We start from the raw sequence: 21,244 nt of genomic DNA, 5'->3' as shown, positions 1-21,244 counted from the left end.
GGACAGCTATACGCCAGAAGGACCGGCAGTGCCGCACCTGACGGTCGGCACCAGCGCCGGAGCACCGGTGATCCTGGATCCCGGGCGAGAACACATCGTCGGTCGCGACCCGTCCTGTGCGATCGTGCTCGACGATCGCCGCGTGTCGCGCCAACACGCGGTCCTGCGGGTGGGCGCCGACGGCTGGGAGTTCGTCGACACCAACAGCGTCAACGGCTCGTGGATGCGCGGCAATCGGGTGCACCGCGTGGTCGTGGGCCGAGGTTGTGAGGTATTGCTCGGCGACCCGGACGACGGCGACCAGCTGCGGCTCGCGCCGGAGTCGAACGCCACCGAGGTGGTGCCGCCACGGGTGGCGCACCCCGACCATGTACAGATTCCCGAGCCGCCGCGCCGTGCCGAGCCACCGCGCGCGGGCGAGCAGCCGTACACCCCCGAACCGCCCTACGTCCCCGAGCCGCCCCGGCAAGTCCCCGAGCGCGCCCACCCGTTGGGCCGCGCGCAGATCGGCGCCGGGCCGCACGCGGATCCGCGCCCGAGCGTGGACCGGGCACCGAGCATGGTCATTCCGCTTCCGGTGCGCACCCTGCGGATCGGCCGCGCGCTGGACAACGACCTGGTGCTCACCGACCTGATGGTTTCCCGGCACCACGCCGAGTTGCGCACCACCCCCGGCGGCCGACGCGAGATCGTCGACCTCGGCAGCCACAACGGCACGTTCCTCAACGGACAACCGATCGAGCGCGCGCTGCTCGGCGAAGCGGACCTGGTCGGCATCGGGCACGCCACCTTCCGGCTCGACGGCCAGGAATTGCGCGAGTTCATCGACACCGGCGAGGTGTCGCTGGAGGTGCAGAACCTCACCGTCACGGCCGGCAAACGGGTCCTGCTCGACAACGTCTCCTTCCCGCTCGCCGAGCGCAACCTGCTGGCCATCGTCGGCGGTTCGGGCGCGGGCAAGTCCACCCTGCTCGGCGCGCTCACCGGCAGCCGCCGCGCCGCCAGCGGCAAGATCCTCTACGACGGCCGCGACCTGTACGCGAACAACGCCGAACTGCGCCAGCGGATCGGCCTGGTGCCGCAGGACGACATCCTGCACGCCCAGCTCACCGCGCGCACCGCGCTGCGCTACGCCGCGCAGTTGCGCTTCCCCGAGGACACCGAGGCGGCCGAGCGGGAGAGACGGGTCGAGGAGGTGATCGGCGAGCTGAGTCTGGACAAGATGCCGCGCGGCGCCACGTCACCGTACGCCGACACCAAGGTCAGCAGCCTCTCCGGCGGCCAGCGCAAGCGGGTGAGCGTGGCCGTCGAACTGCTCACCAAGCCGTCCGTGCTGTTCCTGGACGAGCCGACGTCCGGCCTGGACGAGGGCCTGGAACGCTCGGTGATGGAAAAGCTGCGCGAACTCGCCGACGACGGCCGCACGGTGATCGTGGTCACCCACAGCACCCGCAGCCTGAACGTGTGCGACCGGGTGCTGGTGCTCGCGCCGGGCGGTCGGATCGCGTTCTTCGGACCGCCGGACGAGGCGCTGCCGTTCTTCGGCAAGGGCGACTGGCCCGAGGTCTTCAAGATGTTCGACGACGAGCCGGACCGCGACTACGAAGGTCCCTTCCGTCGCTCGGAGCTGTACGGCCGGTACATAGAGGTGGGTCGCGACCGTGCGCACGCCGAACAGGGCGAGCGGCCGCAGGCGAAGCCGCCCAAGCCGCAGGGCTGGTTCTCCCAGCTGACCACGCTCTCCCGGCGCTACCTCGCGGTGATCGCCTCGGACCGCAAGTACCTGGCGCTGCTGGCGATAGCGCCGCTGTTCCTGGGCATGTTGTGCCGGGTGATCCCCGGCAGGCTGGTCAGTCCGGAGGGCTCACCGCCGGGTTCGAACCAGGAGGCGACCACCAAGCTGCTCGTGCTCTTCGTGATCAGCGGCCTGATGGGCACCGCGACGGCGGTCAACGAGCTGATCAAGGAGCGCGCCATCTATCGGCGCGAGCGCAGCGCCGGACTCTCGGTGTCCGCCTACCTCGGCTCGAAGATCATCGTGCTCGGGCTGATCTCCGCGATCCAGGGCGTGGTGCTCACCGCGGTCGCACTGGTCGGGCAGAAGTTGCCCGCCAAGGGTGTGGTGATCAGCCCACCGATCATCGAGATCGGCATCGCGGTGGTGCTGTCCGCGATAGCGGCGATGGCGGTGGGCCTGGTGGTCTCCGCGTCGATCGGCAGCGCCGAACTGGCGATGCCGCTGCTCGTGGTGATCGCGATCGTGCAAGTGGTGCTGTGCGGTGGCCTGTTCCCGCTCAACGGCAAGGCTGGCATCGAGCAGGTCTCCTGGCTGGCCCCGGCCCGCTGGGCGTTCGCCGCGGCCGGCAGCACGATAGATCTGGCCACCCAACTGCCGCGCAAACCCGGCGAGTCGCCGGATCCGCTGTGGAAGCACGACGCGAAGGTCTGGTACCGCAACATCGGCATCCTGGCCGGCCAGATCGCGGTCTACGGCACGATCGCGCTGATCATGCTCCGGCGCCTGGACCCCAAGACCAAGCGCAAGCGCGGCAGCTAGTGTCTGGCTCGGGCCCGGGTTCGGCTCAGGCCCGGTCCGGCTCCAGGGCCGCGCCGTACGCCGCCACCATCGCCCGGCGGCAGGCCCGCTCCAGCGGGGCGAGCGCGCCGAGCCGGGCGGATATCTCGGCCGCGCTGATCGCGGCGCCGTCCTCGCGGCCGGCCACGGTCAGCACCGCGTGGATCCGGCGCGCCTGGTCGAGCACCCGGCCGGCCCGACCGGGATGGCCGGGGGCGACCCGGGTGTCCGAGTCCTTGCGGTACAGCCCGGCGAGGGTGCGCTGCGCCGCCGGGCCGCCGCCGGCCACGTCCAGTCGGGTCAGGTCCTCGATCGCGTCGCGCATCGCCTCGGCCAGCTCGCGCTCCGCCTCGGCCAGGAACGGTCCCGGGGCGGGCCGGTCGGCCACCTCGACCATGCGCCAGGCCACCCGCACGGTCGCGTCGCCGATCGAGCCGTGTCGGGTCGCCTCGGGCACCAGGCCGTACGCGGTGCCCGGCGCGCCGACCGTGATCGCCGCCTCGCCCGCGACCAGCGCGAGGTCGTTGAACGCGGGCGGTCCGGGCAGCGCCAGCGGATCGCCCGACACCGGCAGCGCCAGCCGCAGACCGCTCACCCCCAGCGCCCGCAGCCGGCCCAGCGCCAGCGACAGGCCGACCGGCACACTTTCGCCCGGCACGCCCGTCACCCGATGTGGTTCGTCCGTTCCGACGATCTCGGACACCGCGTCGTCCGGCGGAACGTGCCCGGCCAGCAGGGCATTGCCCCATGCGACGAGAAGTCCGGAGCGAGGTTCGGCAAGCATGCGGACAAGCGTAAGGGGCGTCACAACGCTCCCGGACACGACCGGAGGTCGCTCGGTGTCATAGGTTTCTCCCGGACCGGGTGCAACAACGCGGACCACGGAGCGAGGCGGTGATCCCACACAAGGGGATGCCGTCCGGCGGCGTAGCGCACGATGGGGAGCTGGCAGGCGATGAGCGACGTTCTCGAACTGGTTGACGTATCGGTGGTGCGCGACGGTCGCCCTCTGGTGGACCAGGTCACCTGGTCGGTCGCGGAAGGCGAACGCTGGATCGTCGTCGGCCCCAACGGCGCCGGCAAGACCACACTGCTGCAACTGGCGTCCACGTATCTGTTCCCCACCACCGGCACGGTCGCCGTGCTGGGCGAGAAGCTCGGCACGGTCGACGTGTTCGAGCTGCGCCCGCGAGTGGGGATGGCCTCGGCCGCGCTCACCGACAAGCTGCCCCGCCGCGAGCGCGTGCTGGACATCGTGCTGACGGCGGCCTACGGGATGACCGCCAAGTGGCACGAGCGCTACGACGCCGAGGACGAGCAGCGCGCGCGCCGGTTGCTGGACCAGCTGGGCATGGCCGAATACCTGGAGCGCCGGTTCGGCACGCTGTCCGAGGGCGAGCGCAAGCGGGTACAGATCGCCCGTGCGCTGATGACCGACCCCGAACTGCTGCTGCTCGACGAGCCGGCCGCCGGGCTCGACCTGGGCGGGCGCGAGGACCTGGTCCGCCGGCTCGGCGCACTGGCCGCCGACCCGTACGCGCCGTCGATGATCCTGGTCAGCCACCACGTCGAGGAGATCCCGCCCGGCTTCACGCACATCCTGATGATCCGTCAGGGACGGGTGCTCGCGGCGGGCCCGATCGCCGACACGCTCAACTCGCGCAACCTCTCGCACTGCTTCGGCCTGCCGCTGATCGTCGAGCAGCAGTACGGGCGTTGGTCCGCCCGCGGGCTGCCGATGCCGGAGGCACCGGAGGAACAGGGCTGACCCGCGGCGTGGATCGTGGGCTGATCATTTCGTCCGAGAACCGTCTGCTGCCCGGTGCGTGCACGATCTACGATGAACACGTGGACGCATGGATGTGGTGGCTCATCGCGGTCGGGGCATTCGGCATCTTCGGCGTGCTCACCTCCTTCGTGGAGATGGGCATGTTCGCGGTCGGGGCCGTCGCGGCCGCCGGGGCCGCCGGAGCGGGCGGCAACTTCCTGATCCAAAGCCTCGTGTTCGCGCTCGTGTCGATCGCGCTGCTCGTGTTCGTGCGACCCGTCGTGGTCCGGCACAACAACTCGCCCGGATCGCGCACCGGCATCGAGGCGCTCAAGGGCACCAGCGCCGTGGTGCTGGAGCGCGTCGACGAGAACGGTGGCCGGATCAAGCTGGCCGGCGAAGTCTGGTCGGCCCGCAGTCTGGACACCACCGCCGTGTTCGAGCCCGGGACCCGCGTGGACGTAGCGGACATCGTGGGTGCGACCGCCGTGGTGATGTGACGCCCGATCGATTGCGCCGATCGTGTTGACGTCCCACGCCGGCCCGCGAAGCCCTAGGCTCGACGCAGCCTTGGTTTTCAAAGGCAGCCGCAGGCAAGCAGGACCTCGGGAGAGATCGTGAAGGCCACCGCCGTCATCGTCCTGGTCGTACTCGTACTGCTGGTGGTCGTCGCCCTGGTCAAGACGGTCAAGGTGATCCCCCAGGCGAGTGCCGCCATCGTGGAGCGTTTCGGGCGTTACACCCGCACGCTGCACGCCGGACTCAACATCCTCGTGCCGTTCATCGACCGCATCCGGCAGATGATCGACCTGCGTGAACAGGTCGTCCCCTTCCCGCCGCAACCGGTGATCACCGAGGACAACCTCGTCGTCCAGATCGACACCGTCATCTACTTCCAGGTCACCGACCCGCGCGCGGCCACCTACGAGATCGCCAACTACATCCAGGCGATCGAGCAGCTGACCATCACCACGCTGCGCAACATCATCGGTGGCATGGACCTCGAACAGACGCTCACCTCGCGCGAGGAGATCAACGCGGGGCTGCGCGGCGTGCTCGACGAGGCGACCGGTCGCTGGGGCATCCGGGTCAACCGGGTCGAGCTCAAGGCGATCGAGCCGCCGCCCTCCATCCAGGACTCGATGGAGAAGCAGATGCGCGCCGAGCGGGACAAGCGCGCGGCGATCCTGACCGCCGAGGGTCACCAGCGTTCGCAGGTGCTCACCGCCGAAGGCGACAAGGAAGCCGCCGTGCTGCGCGCCGAGGGTGAGCGCCAGGCCGCGGTGATCCGGGCCGAGGGTGAGGCGCGCGCGATCGAGACCGTCTTCGAGGCGATCCACGCGGGCGAGGTGGACAACAAGCTGCTCGCCTACCAATACCTCCAGATGTTGCCGAAGATCGCCGAGGGCAGCTCGAACAAGTTGTGGATCCTGCCCAGCGAGGTCACCCGCGCCCTGGAGGGCATCGGCGACGCGGTCGGCAACCTGTCTCCGAACGGCGGCTCCGGCCCGGCACACCGGGTGCCGCAGGTGCCGGTCGAGGAGGAGCCGGCCTGGCCCGGCTCGGGCACTCCCGCCGCGCCGGTGCGCAAGGCGCCGGCCGGAAACGGCGCCTCGTCGGTACCGCGACCGTCCGCCGAACCGCCGGCCGTGCCCGCGCAGCCTCCGGCCGAGCCGCCGCGCCGCGGAAATCCGCCGATGGGTGACGTCGAGCCCCCGCACATCGAGCGGGGCCACCGCCCGACCCGGTGACGCCGGGCCCGCGTCCGGGACGATCACCGGCGTGCTGCGATGATCACTGGCGTTGCGGCCGCGGGGGACGGTGACGTCCTCCCGGCGCCAGGATCATCGCGGCGGAGCGGGTGGACATGGGCTGGTTGGAAGCTTTGGCGATCTTTGCCGCGGGCATCGCTGCCGGTGGGATCAACACGGTGGTCGGATCCGGCACGCTGATCACCTTCCCGGTGCTGCTCGCCTTCGGGTACTCGCCGGTCACCGCCAACGTCTCGAACACGATCGGCCTGGTGCCCGGCTCGGTCAGCGGCGCGATCGGCTACCGACGTGAACTCGTGGGCCAAAAGCCCCGGTTGATCCGCCTGGGACTGGCCTCGCTGCTCGGCGGCCTGACCGGCGCGATTCTGCTGCTGACGCTGCCCGACGACGCCTTCAAGGCGATCGTGCCGGCGCTGATCGTGCTCGCGTTGGTGCTCGTGGTGCTGCAACCGCGCCTGGCCAAGCGGCTCGCGGCTCGGCGTGCCGAGAACGGCTCGGCCGGCGAGGGACCCCGGCACGGCGGTGCGCTGCTGTGGGTGGCCGTGTTCGCGACCGGCATCTACGGCGGATACTTCGGCGCCGCCCAGGGTGTCCTGCTGCTTGCGCTGTTCGGGGTGTTCATCGCGGAGAACCTGCAACGGATGAACGCGGTGAAGAACGTGCTCGCCGGGATCGTCAACGGTGTCGCGGCGATCGTGTTCATGCTCGTCGCCGACGTCGCGTGGTGGGTGGTCCTGTTGATCGCGTTCGGCTCGGTGATCGGCGGCCAGATCGGCGCCAAGGTCGGCCGCCGACTGCCGCCCACGGCACTGCGCGCGGTGATCGTCGTCGTGGGCCTGATCGCGGTCGTGCGGCTGCTGCTCTGACACCGGTTCCGGCTACCCTGACCTCCTCGAACGGCATTGGCGGGCGAACAGCACTACCGGGGAGGTGGCCGAATGGCCCTGGAGATGCGTGAACGGTGCGAACGCTGCGACGTGGCACTCGGCGCGAACGGCCCGGCCCGGATCTGCTCGTACGAATGCACCTTCTGCGAGCCGTGCAGCGCCACCATGGACGACACGTGCCCCAACTGCGGCGGCGAACTCGTGCCGAGGCCGCGCCGCGCGGAACCGGCGGTCGGATAGCGTCCGGCGGGCCGCCGCCGGCGCGGCCACGGGGATCGGGCCCGCGAGCCCGGGCGGCAGGCCCGAGCCGGCCGCAGCGGATCCGCGCCCTCGTGAAACGATGCCCCGCATGCCACTCACGTCCCACGCCGTCGGGCTCGCCGCAGGTGTCCTCCTGGACGCCGCCTTCGGCGATCCACGTCGAGGCCACCCGGTGGCCGGCTTCGGGAGCGTGGCCGGTCGGCTGGAGGGAGCCCTGTACCGCGACGACCGCGCGCGCGGCGCCGCGTACACGGCGCTGTGTGTCGGCGGCACCGTCGGGCTCGGCCTCGGGCTGCGCAGGGCCGTCGCCGGCCGCCCGCTCGCCGACACCGTGGTCACCGCCGGATGCACGTGGGCCGTCCTCGGCGGCACCACCCTGCGCCGCGAGGCCCGGCTGATCGCCACCCCGCTGGTGGCCGGCGACCTGCCCGCCGCCCGGGCCGCGCTGCCCCGCCTGGTCGGCCGCGACCCGGCCCGCCTGGACGACAAGGGCATCGCCCGCGCCGTGGTCGAATCGGTCGCCGAGAACACCTCCGACGCCGTGGTCGCCCCGCTGTTCTGGGGCGCCGTCGCGGGCATCCCGGGTCTGCTGGGCTACCGCGCGATCAACACCCTCGACGCGATGGTCGGCCACCACAGCGCGCGGTACGAGAACTTCGGCTGGGCCTCGGCCCGCCTCGACGACGCGGCCAACTGGCTGCCCGCCCGCCTCACCGGCCTGCTCACCGTCGCCGCCGCCCCCGTCGTCGGCGGCGACCCCGCTCGCGCCTGGGCCGTGTTGCGTCGGGACGGCGGCAGCCACCCGAGCCCCAACGCGGGCCGCTGCGAGGCATCCGCAGCCGGCGCCCTGGACGTGCGGCTGGGCGGCCGCAACGTCTATGCCGGCCGTACCGAGGACCGCCCCGCGCTCGGCGACGGCCCACCGCCGAGCCCCACCGACATCGACCGCGCGAACCGACTCTCCGCCGCCGTCGGCCTGGCCTCGGCGGCACTGGCCATCGCCGCCGTCGCCGTGCGCGCCGCGTCGCGCACCCGCAAGGCGCGTCGATGACCGGCACACTTCGCACCGCCGAACCGGGTACGCGGGCTGCCGCCCGTACGGCACATCGCCTCCGAATGGCACCGCATCCCCGAAAGGCACTTCGATGAACGGCGCCCTCCTGGTGGCCGGCACCACCTCTGACGCGGGCAAGAGCGTCGTGGTCGCCGGGCTGTGTCGACGGCTGGCCCGCGAGGGCGTCAAGGTCGCGCCGTTCAAGGCGCAGAACATGTCGCTCAACTCGATGGTCACCGCCGACGGTGCGGAGATCGGGCGCGCGCAGGCGATGCAGGCCGCCGCCGCGCGGATCGAGCCGGAGGCGGTGATGAACCCGGTGCTGCTCAAGCCCGGCGGGCTGATGAGCAGTCAGGTCGTGCTGTTGGGCAAGCCGATCGCCGAGGTCGGCGCGCTGAACTACCGCGACCTGAAGCCGCGTCTGTTCCAGGCGGTGCTGGAGTCGCTGGCCGATCTGCGCTCGCGCTACGACGTGGTGGTGTGCGAGGGCGCGGGCAGCCCGACCGAGATCAACCTGCGCGACCGGGACATCACCAACATGGGCCTGGCCCGGGCCGCGAACCTGCCGGTGCTCGTGGTCGGCGACATCGACCGGGGCGGCGTCTTCGCGTCCTTCTTCGGCACCCTCGCCCTGCTCTCGCCCCAGGACCAGGCGCTGGTCTGCGGCTTCGTGATCAACAAGTTCCGCGGCGACGCGCGCCTGCTCGATCCGGCGCTGACCCGGATGTGCGAACTCACCGGGCGTCCGGTCCTGGGTGTGCTCCCGTTCCTGGGCGGCCTGTGGCTGGATGTGGAGGACTCGCTCGCGCTGGACGCCGACCGGGGCACGCCCGAGCCGCCGCTCGGCGCGGACGTCCTGCGCGTCGCGGTGCTCCGGCTGCCGCGGATCAGCAACTTCACCGACATCGACGCGCTTTCCGTCGAACCCGGCGTCGTGGTCCGCTTCGTGAGCACGCCCGGCGAGATCGCCGACGCCGACCTGGTCGTGTTGCCCGGCACCCGCGCCACCGTCGCCGACCTGGCCTGGTTGCGCGAGCGCGGCCTGGACACCGCGCTGGCCCGCCGCGCCGCCGAGGGCCGGCCCGTGCTCGGGATCTGCGGCGGCTACCAGATGCTCGGCCACGAGATCCACGACGACGTGGAGAGCCGGCAGGGCACCGTGCCGGGTCTGGGTCTGCTCCCGGTTCGCATACGCTTCGCCGCCGACAAGACCCTGGCCCGCCCGCGCGGTTTCGCCGAGGGCGAGCCGGTGACCGGGTACGAGATCCATCACGGCATCGTCGACGTCGAAGCCGGCGAGCCGGTGTTCACCGCCGCCGACGGCGCCGCGCTGGACGGTTGCCGAGTCGGCGCGGTGACCGGCACGCTGTGGCACGGCGCACTGGAGAACGACGGCTTCCGCCGCGCGTTCTTGACCCGGACCGCCGCACTGGCCGGCCGTCGCTTCCTCGTCTCGCCCGACACCTCGTTCGAGGCGGCCCGGCAGAGCCGGCTGGACGCGCTGGGCGATCTGGTCGCCGATCACCTGGACAACGCGGCGGTGGACCGGCTGATCACCGCCGGCGCGACCCCCGGCCTGCCGTTCGTGCCTCCGGGCGCGTAGGCGTCCCCAAGTCCTGGGGAAATACCCCGGACGGGCCGCCGCCCGATCGCCGATGATGGATTTCGGGGGCGTACAGGTACGCGAAAACGGGGTGGAAGGGCGGGGGCTCACGATGCGGATCCTGCTGGCCGGAGACACGCACGGCAACACTGGGCACGTGCGGCGGCTGCTCGAAGCCGCCGCGGAGCTCGACGTCGATCTGATCTTCCAACTCGGCGACTTCGGTTACTGGGAGCACGAGGCGTCCGGTGTCCGCTACCTGGACGCGGTCAACCGCTTCGCCCGCTCGCGCGGCGTCGACGTGTACTTCCTGGACGGGAACCACGACAAGACCTCGCTGCTGATGGAGTCCTACGGCGACAACCGGGACGAGCAGGGCTTCGTGATCGTGCGTCCCCGGGTGCGCTACGCGCCGCGCGGGCACCGCTGGTCCTGGCGCGGGACGAACTTCCTCGCCTTCGGCGGCGCGCTCTCGCTCGACCGTGAGCAGCGGCTGGCCGAGGAGCGCCGGCGTTACGAGAAGGCGCTGCGCAAGGAGGGCTTCCGGCTCGGTGCGGGTCGCCCGCCCGCGCAGGTGCCCGACTTCGTGGGCGCCCTGTGGTTTCCCGAGGAGGAGGCCACGGACGCCGACGTGGACGCGGTCCTGGCCGATCCCTCGCCCGTGGACGTGCTGTTCACGCACGACAAACCGCTGCGCACCGCACCCGAGTTCAACCGCAAGGGCGACCCGCGCTGCGTGCCCAACCAGCGCCGGGTCCAGCGCCTCGTGGACGCCTACCGGCCCGCGCTGGCGGCACACGGGCACCTGCACTTCCGCTACACCGAGGAACTCGCCCACCCGGACGGCTCGTCCACCCGCGTCGAGGGCCTGGCCGCGGACCCGATGGCCTCCTACGACGTGCCCGGCTACCGCGTGCCCGACTCGTGGCACGTCCTCGACCTCACCGACCCGACTGCCACCCCGACCGCGGACCCCGACGTCGACACCGTCGAGGCCGGCGCCGGTTCCTGACCGAGACAAACGGTTGATCGACCGCGGCCGCCGCCCGGGGCCGTTCGCGGGCCCCCTTGCCGAGGGTGTCCGGGGGCGTGGATAACCTCGGCGAACACATGATCGGATCACCGATCCGGGGCCGGGGGCGGAATCATCGGGCCGGTGGTCCAGGGGAGGACTGGCATGTCCGACATGCCCACTGCCGCCGACGGCGCACATCCGCCGCGCGGCGCATCGACCAGCGGACCCATCGAGTCCGAGAACGAGCACGAACAACCACCCGGGAACCGGGCCATGGCAACGACCGGGGCCCGCCCGGAGGCGATACCCGGTGGCGACGCCATCGCCACGACGCCCGACGCAGCGGAAATCCGCACGCCCGCCGGGCCCGAAACCCCCGAAGTCCCCACCCGGGTCGGCCTCTACGGACCCCTCCCCTTCATCCCGCCGCCCGACCAGCAGCGCCGCAACGCCCGTCGACACCTGCTCGCCGCGGCCGGCGGCGTGCTCGCGATCCTCGCGCTGCTCGCGTCCCTCGCCGTCGGCGGCGTCTTCGACACACCGTCCTCCCCGGCCGCCGCGCCGATCGCGGAACAGAACGGCGCCGAGACCTCCGCGAAGACCGAGGAGAAGGTCCCGGTCACCCGGATAGCGGTGTCCGACGTGGCCTTCCTGACCGACAACCGCACCCAGGCCCTCAAGGCCGGCAACGCCGACGCGTTCGTCGCCGGCATCGACCCGGCCGCCACCGAACTGGTGACCGCACAGCGTCGGTTGTTCGCCAACCTGCGGCTGTTCCCGTTCACGAGCGTCGAGTTCCGGCCACCGACGACGTTCATCGACCCGGGCACCGACGCCGGTCCGCTGACCCGCGACGTGTTCGTCGTCTTCGCCCACCAGGTGACCGGCGTGGACAGCGAGCCGATCGCCGAGCGCTACATCTGGACCGTCCACCGCGCCTCGGTCGGCGCCCCGCTGGTGATCACCAAGATCGTCGGCGCCTCGACCAGCGGCGGCGGCAACGCCTACCCCGCACCCTGGGACGAGGGCGAACTCGCGCTGATCGAACGCCCGCACGTTCTGCTCGCCGTTCCCGTCAAGAACAAGGCCAAGGCCGCGGCCTGGGCCGATCGCGCGGAGAGCGCGCTGAAGAAGAACCTGGCGGTGTGGAAGGGCCCGGCCATCACGCCGCAGCGCTACGTCGTCTATGTCACGCCCGACCACGACACCTTCACCCGCGCGCTGTCCGGCAACGACCTGCCCAACGTCACCGGCGTGTGCCGCACGATGCCGCCGGCCCGCCCGATCGGCCGGGACCAGCCGATGGCCGGCAGCCGGATCACCCTGGACGGCTCGGACACCATGTTCACCAAGAGCGACGGCGAACAGCAGTCGCACCTGATGCGGCACGAACTCGGCCACGCGATGGTCGCCGAGTTCGAGCGCGGCGGCGACGGGCCGCCGCTGTGGGTCTCCGAAGGCTTCGCCGAGTACCTCGCCTGGACCGACCTCTCGCTCGCCGAGTGGTTCCAGCCGGACGCCCGCGACCAGGTCCGGGCGGGCAAGTTCAGCGGAAAGCTGCCCACCGACACCGAGGTCAACTCGCCCGACGCCAAGACCTCGACCGTCGGCTACCACTACAGCATGCTCGCCATCCGCTACATCGCGGAGAAGTACGGGGCGGCCAAGGCCGACACGTTCGTGGTCGCGGTGTACAAGAACTCCGCCCCGGCCGCCCTGGACGCCGCGCTCAAGGAGGCCACCGGCCTGGACCGGGACACCTTCGAGAGCAACTGGGCCAAGTACGTCAGAACCAAGGTGGGCAACTGACGTGCACCCGTACGACCCGTACGGCCTGTGGCCGGACGCCGTCGAACCACGGCGCTCGCGACCGTGGGCGATCTGCGTCGCACTGCTCGGCGGCCTGCTCTCGCTCTCCTTCGTCCTCGGCGCGCTGTCGGTCGGCGGCCGGTTCGTCGGACTCGACACCGCCGAACGGCTGCTGGGCCACGACCGGTCCGCGTCGAACCCGTCGGCCGACCGCTCCGTGCCCGGCACGCACGAAGCGGGGGCGCCGGTCGAGGACGCCACCGCGTACTCGAACCGGATCAGCGCCCGCGTGTTCGCCCGGGTGACGGCTCTGGTCACGACGCGGTCGTCGGCCTTCGAGCGCGGTGACGAAGCCGCCTTCCTGGCCCGCGTCGACCGGCAGGACCCGGCCCTGCTCGACGGCCAGCGCCGGTTGTTCGCCAACCTGCGCAAGGTTCCGTTCGACACCGCCCGCTGGCGGCCGGTCGGCGCCGGCACGACGGTCACCGCCGACGGCTCCAGCGCGGAGCAGGCAGGCACCGCCGCCGCGTGGCCGGTGACGGTGAGCCTGAACGTCGCCTTCGAGCACGCCATCACCGGCGTCGACCTGGACCCCGTCCCGGAGACCTACGTCTGGAAGGCCCGCTGCGCCGGCCCCGACGACCCGTGCACCCTCGTCGGTGTGGACGGCGCCGACGACGAGGACACCGATTCGGGCTTCGCCGGCTACCCCGCCGCATGGGACCTGTGGGACATGCGCGTCGAACGGCGCCCGCACGTACTGCTGATGGGCCCCGGGCAGGACTCGGCCGCGCTGCGCCGGAACGCGGACCTGGCCGAACAGGCAGCCGTATACACACTCGGCGCCTGGAAGGGCGGTTCCGGCACCTCGCCCGGCTTCGCCCTCGTGCTGACCTCGTCACGGGCGTCCTTCGGCAAGCTCTACAGCAGCGGCGACGTCCAGGAGTGGGCGGCGGGCTACGCGCTGGCCATGCCCGGGACCGACCGGCCCGTCGGCGGCGTGCGCATGGTGGTGGACGACGAGCAACTGGCCGGCGATCCGGCCTTCGCGCCGATCCTGCTCCGGCACGAGATGACGCACGCCCTGGTCGCCCCGCTGGCCCGACCCGGCCGCGGCGCCGAACTGCCGACCTGGCTGGCCGAAGGGTTCGCCGACTGGCAGGCCGAGGCCGACCGGCCGCTCGCGCCCGTGGTCACCCGCAACATCCGCGCGCTGATCGACCGGGGGAGGTTCACCGGAGAGCTGCCCGCCGAGGCGGACTTCGAGACCAGCGACGAGGACCGGGTCGAAAACGCCTACAACCTGGCCCATCTGATGCTGCGTTACCTGGCCGAGACCTTCGGCGCCGAGCGGGTGTGCGCGTTCTACACGGACAGCGTCACCGGCCGATACGGCTCCGCGGACGAGGCCCTGACCGCGGCCTTCGGCGTCGCTCCGGACCGACTCCGCAGCGATTGGGCGGCCTGGGTGCGCAAAACCGTCTGATCCGAGGACCGCACGACCCCCGACGACGACCGCGGACAAGGCAGACATGAAAGACATGAAAAACCCGAAGGACCCGAAAGCCGTCGGGGGATTCGCATCCCCCGACGGCTTCGTCGGATCCTCACCCGCGTACCGGCGTCAGGCGCCCATCGCGAGCACCGGCGGCCGTACCGGCTCGGCGAGCCACTGCGCGCCCTCGACGTCCGCCACGCCGAACGCGAGCACCAGCGCCCGGGTCGCCGACGGCTCGTACGGCTGGAACAACAGCCGCATCCCGGCCTCGGCCGGCGTCCGGGCCGCCTTGCGCTGATTGTCGCTCCCGCACGCGGCGACGGTATTCAGCCACGAGTCCGCGCCACCCCGCGAACGCGGCAGCACGTGGTCCACCGTGGTCGCCCGCCCACCGCAGTACGCGCAGCGCCGATTGTCCCGGAGCAACACCCCCCGACGCGACCACGAGGCCTGTTGTCGGAACGGCACCCGGACGAACTTGAGCAACCGGATCACCCGCGGCAACGGGAACTCGGCAGTCGCGGCCCGCACCACCCGGCCGGGATCCACGTGCTCGACGACCGCCTTCTCCTGCAGCACCAACACGAGCGCGCGCTTGAACGACACCGTCGCCAGCGGCTGATACGTCGCGTTCAGCACCAACGTCTCCCGCATGCGACCTCCCCTCACCTGGTCGACGAGGGGAGGAGCGAGCACACCCGGACGCGCACCGAACCGGCCGGGCGCGACCACGCGCTCAGCTTTGGGGCGGTGCTGCGACGCTCATGCGCACCCTTCGACTCGACGAACCGTCAGTACGGACAACTCGACCACTGTGCCTTTCGGACGATCACCGGGACAACGCAATTACCGGACGGGAATTCGGACCGGCCGGCCGATTGTGATCAGCACGCGCGCGGCGCGGCGATCACTGCGCGTACGTGTTCACCAAAACCGCCCGCGCGAGCGTGTGCGAGAACAGGTTGAAGCCCACGTACGCCGGCGTCGCGCTCTCGTCCACGCCGAGCTTGTCCACGTCCAGCGCGTGCACCGTGAAGACGTACCGGTGCGGGTAGTGCCCGGCCGGCGGCGCGGCGCCGACGTAGCCCGCACCGCCGGTGTCGTTGCGCACGTGGAAGGCGCCCGAGGGCAGCGCCTTGCCGTCACCCGCGCCCGCGCCGCTCGCCAATTCGGTGACGTCCGCCGGGATGTCCACCACGACCCAGTGCCAGAAGCCGCTGTGCGTGGGCGCGTCGGGGTCGAAGCAGGTCACCGCGAAGCTCTTGGTGCCGGCCGGGAACCCGGACCAGGACAGCTGCGGCGACACGTCCTCGCCACCCGCCCCCATCACGCCGCTGACCTGCGCGGTCGGCAGGGTTTGACCATCCGTCAGATCCTGGCTGGTGACCGCGAAGAAGGGCCGCTCCGGCAGGTAGTCGTAGGGCATCGAGGGCTTGTTGGGCTCGGTCACGCGAGGCTCCGATCGTGCTCGGCGGCACCCGGCCGCCTGCCGGGCGCCTTGTCCGAACGAGCCTATTCTCACCATCGGCCGAACCGGCGAAGATCGCCTAGGTATCCTCGCGCCAACAAGGGGGAGGCATCCGGCGTGACCCAGCCGACGCACGACACCGGCGATGCCGCCGACAACGCCTCGTCCGGCATATCCGCCGAGCCCGTCGACCGAGCCGACACCAACGACGGGGCGATACCCGAGGCCGCACCGGCCCGGCCGCGATCCGTCGCGCGCCGACTCGCCGCGCCGCTGATCGCCCTGTTGCTCGCCATCACCGCGCTGATCGTCTTCGGCGTCACCCTCAGCGGCCCGGGCAGCGCGAAGCCGCGCGCCACCGACGGCTCGATCGGCGGACCACGCCCGGGTACCGCGACCCCGGTGGCCCCCGCCCACGGCCCGACGATCGCCACCGCCGACATCCAGACCCTGGCCGACCGCCGCAGCCAGGCCCTGATCGGCCGGGACGAACAGGCGTTCACCGCGGACCTCGACCCGGACATCCCCGACCTGATCACCGGTCAGCTGCGGCTGTTCGCCAACCTCGGCCGGGTGTCCTTCGACCAACTCGGCTACCGGGTCGAGATGGTGCAGACCATGCCCGCCACCGACGAGCGAATCACCGCCTACGTGGACGTCTCCTTCGACCACCGGATCTCCGCCGCCGACACCGCCACGGTCGGCGAGGGCTACCGCTGGACCGTGGTCCGAGCCGGCCCCGGCGCCCCGCTGCTCATCTCCGCCGTCGACGGCACCCCCTACGACGGAGCCGGCTACGCGTACGCCCGCGACTACCCCGCCCCGTGGGACCACGCCGACCTGACCGTGGTCCGCCGCGCCCACGTGGTCGTCCTCGCCGACCCGGCCACCTCCGCCGGCGCCGACCGACTCGCCGACGACGCCGAGGAGGCCGCGCGCGCCGATATCGACACCTGGGCCGACGGCGGCCCGCCCGGTACCGCCCCCGGCTTCGTGATCGTCCCGGTCGCCGACCGCGACACCTTCTATCGGCTGTACGGCGGGCGAACCGGCGAACACGGCGAGGAATCCGGCCTCACCTACGCGCTGCGCACCATCGACCCGGCCGGCAAGGGGCGCTTCGGCGGCTCACGGATCGTCCTGGACACCACCTCGGGCTGGTTCACCTCGCCCAACCCGCGCCGGCTCGGCGAACTGCTGCGCCACGAGATGGCCCACGCCCTGGTCACCCCGCTGCGCAACGAGGTGCCCAACCAGGACCAACCCGTGTGGGTCGTCGAGGGCTTCGCCGACTGGCTCGCGCTGCGCGGCAGAACCCTGCTCGGCACCGACGAACTGTACGAGGCCAGGACCTACCTCGCCGCGAACCGCTTCACCGGCAAACTGCCCACGGACAACGAGCTGTATCAGGCCGACACGGTCGGCAACGCGGCCGCTTACGAACTCGCCCACCTGGCGATCCGCCGGATCGAGGAGATCAGCGGCCCCCTGGCCGTCTACGGCTTCGTCACGGCCGTCTACGCCGACCCGGCCCCGGCCGCCGTGGACGCGGCGATCAGCAAGGCGACCGGCCTGCCCAGGGCAAGATTCGAGGCGGACTGGGCGGCCCGGGTGCACGCCCTCCTGGACGTGTGACACACCGGGCCGCCGCACCCCGCCGGACAACCGACCCCGGCGGGTTGCGCCTTCGCCCTAGAACCAGCCGCGGCGCTGCCCGAGTTCCTGGAACCAGCCGTGCAGATAGGCGTTCCAGTCGGTCTGCTGCGCCGTGCCGTGATCCACGGTGAACCGCCGGATCGCGTCGCTCCCACCGGAGAGCGCACCGCCCTTCTTGTCGATCTCCAGGATCACCTCGGTCGCGTGCTCGGCCGACACGAAGGTCAACTCGACCTCGTTGATGCCGCGCGCATACGCCTGCGGCGGGGCGAACTCGATCTCCTGATAGAACGGCAACCGCTGGTCGACCCCGCGGATGTGCCCCTGCTCCAGGTCGGCGGCCTTGAAGTGGAAGCCCAGATTGCCGAACGCGTCGAGGATCAACGCCTGCGCCGGAAACGCGCCCACCGAGATCGGGTCGAGGTCGCCCTTGTCGATCGCCCGATCGATGGCCAGCTCGGTCCGCACCCCGATCGTGGTCCCGCGCAGCTGCACCCCGCGGAACATGGTCAGCGGTGTCTCCCACGGGACCGGCAGCCGGAACTGCAGGTCGTGTGTCGCGCCCTCGCGCAGCCCGAACTCGCCGCCCACCTGGTGCCGACCGAACTCCACGTTCCGCCGCTGCTCGCCGTCCTGGGTCTCCACCTCGACGACGGCCTGGAACCCGACGAACAAGCCCTCGATCCGCTGATCGACCTTGCCGCCCCGGACCCGGATCCGTCCCTCGACCACGCCACCCGGCATGGTCTCGGCACTGTGCAGCTCGGTCTCCACCGAGGCACTGCCCGCACCCATGCTCGCCATCAGCTTCTTGAAAACCACATGTCCTCCCCGAAGATCGTCCCGGCGGCCCATTCCATCACGCGTGCGCGGCCGCCCTAAGCTGGCTCGTCATGCGTGCCTCCACCGCCGATCCCACCGATCCGCTGCCGCGCTCGTTCTTCGACCGCCCGGTCCTGGCCGTCGCCGCCGATCTGCTCGGCCGAGTCGTCGTGCACGAAACCGGGGCCGGCCCGGTCGAACTGCGACTGACCGAGGTCGAGGCGTACGACGGCGCCAACGACCCCGGCTCGCACGCCTTCCGCGGCAGGACCGCCCGCAACGCGACGATGTTCGGCCCGCCCGGACACCTGTACGTCTACTTCACGTACGGCATGTACTACTGCGCCAACCTGGTCTGCGGCCCACCCGGCCGGGCCTCCGGGGTACTGCTGCGCGGCGGCGAGATCACCGCCGGCACCGCCCTGGCCCGCGCCCGCCGCCCCACCACCCGCAAGGACACCGACCTCGCGAGCGGCCCCGCCCGCCTGGCCATGGCCATGGGCCTGGACCGCACCCAGGACGGCACCGACGTCTGCGACCCCACCGGCCCGGTCCGCGTCCTGTACGGCACCCCACCGGCCCGCGCCGCCATCCGCACCGGCCCACGCACCGGCGTCGGCGGCGGTGGCGCCGCCCAGCCGTGGCGCTTCCACATCGCGGAGGATCCGACGGTCAGCCCGTATCGGGCCCACCAGCCGCGCAAGCGCACCGCCAAGCCGGCCGCCGACGCCGGCAGACAAAGCGGTTAGCGCACAGGGCGGCCCGTCGGGCACCCTGTAACCGCTGTACCGGCGGATGCTCCGCACCGCTTGCCCGCGGGCCACGGCGCCATATCGGCCGTAACCCCATATCCGCCGTATTCGCTGTATCCGCTGTATCGACCGAGGAGACCAGGCACTGTGACGGACATCGTCGACGAGTTGCGGTGGCGGGGCCTGCTGGCCCAGACCACCGACGAGGACGCGCTCAAGAAGGCGTTCGCGGACGGTCCCGTCACGGCGTATTGCGGGTTCGATCCGACCGCGGCCAGTCTGCACGTCGGCCACCTCACCCAGGTGCTGACGCTGCGCCGGCTGCAACTCTTCGGCCACCGCCCGATCGCCCTGGTCGGCGGCGCCACCGGTCTCATCGGCGACCCCAAGCCCTCGGCCGAGCGCGCGATGAACGAGGTCGCCACCGTCGAGGCATGGACCGACCGGATCCGGGGTCAGCTCTCCGCGTTCCTCGACTTCGACGGCGCCGAGCCGAACACCGCCGTGATGGCGAACAACCACGACTGGATCTCGCAGCTGAGCATCGTCGAGTACCTGCGCGACGTGGGCAAGCACTTCAGCGTCAACCAGATGCTCGCGCGCGAGACGGTGAAGTCCCGGCTCGCCGGCGAGGGCATGAGCTACACCGAGTTCAGCTACGTGCTGCTCCAGTCCTACGACTTCGTCGAGCTCTACCGGCGGTACGGCTGCACGCTCCAGATCGGCGGCAGCGACCAATGGGGCAACATCACCGCCGGCCTCGACCTGATCCGCCGGATCACCGGCAACGAGCCGCACGGCCAGGCCCACGCGCTGACCACCAACCTGCTCACCAAGGCCGACGGCAGCAAGTTCGGCAAGACCGAGGGCGGCACGGTCTGGCTCGACCCCGAGCTGACCACGCCGTACGCCTTCTACCAGTTCTGGCTTGGTGCCGACGACCGGGACGTGTCGCGCTACCTGCGCACCTTCAGCTTCCGCTCGCGCGAGGAGATCGAGACCCTCGAACGAGACAGCGCGGAGCGCCCCGCCGCCCGCATCGGGCAGCGCGCCCTGGCCGAGGAACTGACCACGCTGGTGCACGGCGCCGACCAGTGCACCGCGGTGGTCGAGGCCAGCAAGGCGCTGTTCGGCCACGGCGACCTGACCGCGCTCGACGAGGCGACGCTCCGCTCGGCGGTCGCGGAACTCCCGGGCGCGCAGCTGGCCCAGATGCCGACGGTGGTCGACGCCCTGGTGGCCACCGGCCTCGCCCCCAGCAAGGGCGGCGCCAGGCGCACCATCAAGGAGGGTGGCGCCTACCTCAACAACGCCAAGGTGACCGACGAGGACGCGGTGATCACCGCGACCGACCTGCTGCACGGCCGCTGGGCCCTGCTGCGCCGCGGCAAGCGCAACCTCGCCGCAGCGGAGATCACCGCCTGACGCACCGCAGTTGATGGATTGTCAGCCACACCAATCGGATCACTCGTCGAGCCGGTTCCCGACCCGTTCCACTGGGTATAGGGACCGGCTTGACCCGTCCAAGAGGGTGGTCTAGGCTCGTACGAGTCGCAACTTCGGGAGATCCGGACAGGCGCGCCCTCAGCACCGGCGCGATGGCCGATCCCACCGCGACTCACACCCCAACGATCCATCCGGAAACGGACGGCCTTCGGCCGCTCCGTACCTGTGGTGTCTCCGGGGCGGGTGTGAACCAGAGAAACCAGTGACAGCCATTGTGAAGCGCGCGGAATTTGATCATCCAAATTCCGGGGGTTCTATTTGTGCTGCCATTAATTACCGGGATCACATTCATGGAATGAGATTCGGATTTATCGCGGAAACCTGCTAAGGTGGAGGCATCGAGTACCGGAGAGATCCGGGGCACGACGCGCGGCTCGCAAGCCGCCGGCACCGCAGAGTGATCGAGCGGGGTCGGGGGAGGCGGGAAAACGGGTCTGCTAAGCTCGGCGGGCCGGAAGCGGAAGAAACGAGAGTTTCGAAAGCGGAAAGCACGAAAAGGACGAAAAGCGGGTCGCAGGATCTGCTAGAGTCCGGAAGGCGGAAAACGCGGAAACGCGGTGGAAGCCGAAAGCGAGGAAAGCGAAGCCGCCGAAACGGTGTGCTAAGCTGGAGACGCGAAAGCGAAACAAAAGAAACACAACGAAACACCTGAACGTTAAACGCCCGGAGGGCGCGGTTGACTCCGCACCAAAGGAAGCGTCCGTTCCTTGAGAACTCAACAGCGTGCCAAAAGTCAACGCCAAAGAAACACCCCCGGCGCTGAACGTCTTCCCACTCGGGAAGCAGCGGTCAGTGTTG

At 71.2% G+C, this 21,244-nt stretch carries 18 protein-coding genes; 14 read left to right on the top strand and 4 right to left on the bottom strand.

The features are described 5' to 3' along the window. Positions 1-28: 28 nt before the first annotated feature. A complete protein-coding gene (locus A3IC_RS0142475) occupies positions 29-2,557 on the top strand; it encodes an FHA domain-containing protein (protein ID WP_020556158.1) in 2,529 nt (842 codons plus the stop codon). 25 nt (positions 2,558-2,582) lie between these two features. Here A3IC_RS0142475 and A3IC_RS0142470 read toward each other — a convergent pair whose 3' ends face one another. Then, entirely contained in the window at positions 2,583-3,359 is a 777-nt protein-coding gene (locus tag A3IC_RS0142470; RefSeq protein ID WP_020556157.1) for a hypothetical protein, read from the bottom strand. 171 nt (positions 3,360-3,530) lie between these two features. Between A3IC_RS0142470 and A3IC_RS0142465 the strand changes: the two genes are divergently transcribed. The 10 genes from A3IC_RS0142465 to A3IC_RS0142420 all read left to right on the top strand — a co-directional run bounded on the left by A3IC_RS0142465 (position 3,531) and on the right by A3IC_RS0142420 (position 14,230). Further along, positions 3,531-4,343: an ABC transporter ATP-binding protein gene (locus A3IC_RS0142465; RefSeq protein ID WP_020556156.1), complete on the top strand. Its 813-nt coding sequence runs from the start codon at positions 3,531-3,533 to the stop codon at positions 4,341-4,343. Between the two features lie 92 nt (positions 4,344-4,435). Continuing rightward, positions 4,436-4,843 (top strand): NfeD family protein, encoded by a 408-nt coding sequence (locus A3IC_RS0142460; RefSeq protein WP_040878161.1) that lies wholly within the window; start codon positions 4,436-4,438, stop codon positions 4,841-4,843. Between the two features lie 117 nt (positions 4,844-4,960). Then, a complete protein-coding gene (locus A3IC_RS0142455) occupies positions 4,961-6,094 on the top strand; it encodes an SPFH domain-containing protein (RefSeq protein WP_020556154.1) in 1,134 nt (377 codons plus the stop codon). A 116-nt stretch (positions 6,095-6,210) separates the two neighbouring features. After that, positions 6,211-6,981, top strand: a complete 771-nt coding sequence (locus tag A3IC_RS0142450; protein WP_020556153.1) for a sulfite exporter TauE/SafE family protein — start codon at positions 6,211-6,213, stop codon at positions 6,979-6,981. Between the two features lie 72 nt (positions 6,982-7,053). Continuing rightward, a complete protein-coding gene (locus A3IC_RS0142445; RefSeq protein ID WP_020556152.1) occupies positions 7,054-7,242 on the top strand; it encodes a DUF1272 domain-containing protein in 189 nt (62 codons plus the stop codon). 109 nt (positions 7,243-7,351) lie between these two features. Further along, a complete protein-coding gene (locus A3IC_RS0142440; RefSeq protein WP_020556151.1) occupies positions 7,352-8,314 on the top strand; it encodes a cobalamin biosynthesis protein in 963 nt (320 codons plus the stop codon). A gap of 94 nt (positions 8,315-8,408) precedes the next feature. Beyond that, on the top strand, positions 8,409-9,920 hold the full coding sequence (locus A3IC_RS0142435; protein ID WP_020556150.1) for a cobyric acid synthase: 1,512 nt from the start codon (positions 8,409-8,411) through the stop codon (positions 9,918-9,920). Between the two features lie 52 nt (positions 9,921-9,972). Beyond that, positions 9,973-10,932 carry a metallophosphoesterase family protein gene (locus A3IC_RS0142430; RefSeq protein WP_079027046.1) on the top strand — a complete coding sequence of 320 codons (960 nt, stop codon included), beginning with the start codon at positions 9,973-9,975 and terminating at the stop codon, positions 10,930-10,932. Positions 10,933-11,097: 165 nt separating this feature from the next. Next, entirely contained in the window at positions 11,098-12,744 is a 1,647-nt protein-coding gene (locus A3IC_RS0142425) for a hypothetical protein (RefSeq protein ID WP_020556148.1), read from the top strand. A gap of 1 nt (position 12,745) precedes the next feature. Further along, a complete protein-coding gene (locus A3IC_RS0142420; protein WP_020556147.1) occupies positions 12,746-14,230 on the top strand; it encodes a peptidase MA family metallohydrolase in 1,485 nt (494 codons plus the stop codon). Between the two features lie 138 nt (positions 14,231-14,368). Here the strand turns inward: A3IC_RS0142420 and A3IC_RS0142415 are convergent, their stop codons facing one another. Continuing rightward, a complete protein-coding gene (locus A3IC_RS0142415) occupies positions 14,369-14,896 on the bottom strand; it encodes an HNH endonuclease (RefSeq protein WP_020556146.1) in 528 nt (175 codons plus the stop codon). A 253-nt stretch (positions 14,897-15,149) separates the two neighbouring features. Beyond that, entirely contained in the window at positions 15,150-15,692 is a 543-nt protein-coding gene (locus A3IC_RS0142410; protein ID WP_020556145.1) for a YbhB/YbcL family Raf kinase inhibitor-like protein, read from the bottom strand. Between the two features lie 135 nt (positions 15,693-15,827). On the opposite strand from A3IC_RS0142410, the gene A3IC_RS0142405 reads away from it, so the two are divergent. Then, on the top strand, positions 15,828-17,345 hold the full coding sequence (locus tag A3IC_RS0142405; protein ID WP_020556144.1) for a hypothetical protein: 1,518 nt from the start codon (positions 15,828-15,830) through the stop codon (positions 17,343-17,345). Between the two features lie 57 nt (positions 17,346-17,402). Here the strand turns inward: A3IC_RS0142405 and A3IC_RS0142400 are convergent, their stop codons facing one another. Continuing rightward, positions 17,403-18,188: a sporulation protein gene (locus A3IC_RS0142400; RefSeq protein WP_020556143.1), complete on the bottom strand. Its 786-nt coding sequence runs from the start codon at positions 18,186-18,188 to the stop codon at positions 17,403-17,405. A gap of 71 nt (positions 18,189-18,259) precedes the next feature. Here A3IC_RS0142400 and A3IC_RS0142395 point away from each other — a divergent pair, with 71 nt between their 5' ends. Together A3IC_RS0142395 and tyrS are read left to right on the top strand one after the other, a co-directional pair. Continuing rightward, positions 18,260-18,937 (top strand): DNA-3-methyladenine glycosylase, encoded by a 678-nt coding sequence (locus A3IC_RS0142395; protein WP_020556142.1) that lies wholly within the window; start codon positions 18,260-18,262, stop codon positions 18,935-18,937. Positions 18,938-19,087: 150 nt separating this feature from the next. Next, complete coding sequence (tyrS, locus tag A3IC_RS0142390; protein WP_020556141.1) at positions 19,088-20,365, top strand: tyrosine--tRNA ligase; 1,278 nt, start codon at positions 19,088-19,090, stop codon at positions 20,363-20,365. Positions 20,366-21,244 lie beyond the last annotated feature (879 nt).

The sequence above is a fragment of the Embleya scabrispora DSM 41855 genome, from assembly GCF_000372745.1.
GTDB lineage: Bacteria > Actinomycetota > Actinomycetes > Streptomycetales > Streptomycetaceae > Embleya > Embleya scabrispora.
This window is presented reverse-complemented; position numbering and strand designations above follow the sequence as displayed.

Coding starts and splice junctions, on each gene's coding strand:
- A3IC_RS0142470 (WP_020556157.1), bottom strand. CDS start 3,359: ATGCTTGCCGAACCTCGCTCCGGACTTCTCGTCGCATGGGGCAATGCC.
- A3IC_RS0142465 (WP_020556156.1), top strand. CDS start 3,531: ATGAGCGACGTTCTCGAACTGGTTGACGTATCGGTGGTGCGCGACGGT.
- A3IC_RS0142460 (WP_040878161.1), top strand. CDS start 4,436: ATGTGGTGGCTCATCGCGGTCGGGGCATTCGGCATCTTCGGCGTGCTC.
- A3IC_RS0142450 (WP_020556153.1), top strand. CDS start 6,211: ATGGGCTGGTTGGAAGCTTTGGCGATCTTTGCCGCGGGCATCGCTGCC.
- A3IC_RS0142445 (WP_020556152.1), top strand. CDS start 7,054: ATGGCCCTGGAGATGCGTGAACGGTGCGAACGCTGCGACGTGGCACTC.
- A3IC_RS0142440 (WP_020556151.1), top strand. CDS start 7,352: ATGCCACTCACGTCCCACGCCGTCGGGCTCGCCGCAGGTGTCCTCCTG.
- A3IC_RS0142435 (WP_020556150.1), top strand. CDS start 8,409: ATGAACGGCGCCCTCCTGGTGGCCGGCACCACCTCTGACGCGGGCAAG.
- A3IC_RS0142430 (WP_079027046.1), top strand. CDS start 9,973: ATGATGGATTTCGGGGGCGTACAGGTACGCGAAAACGGGGTGGAAGGG.
- A3IC_RS0142425 (WP_020556148.1), top strand. CDS start 11,098: ATGTCCGACATGCCCACTGCCGCCGACGGCGCACATCCGCCGCGCGGC.
- A3IC_RS0142415 (WP_020556146.1), bottom strand. CDS start 14,896: ATGCGGGAGACGTTGGTGCTGAACGCGACGTATCAGCCGCTGGCGACG.
- A3IC_RS0142395 (WP_020556142.1), top strand. CDS start 18,260: ATGCGTGCCTCCACCGCCGATCCCACCGATCCGCTGCCGCGCTCGTTC.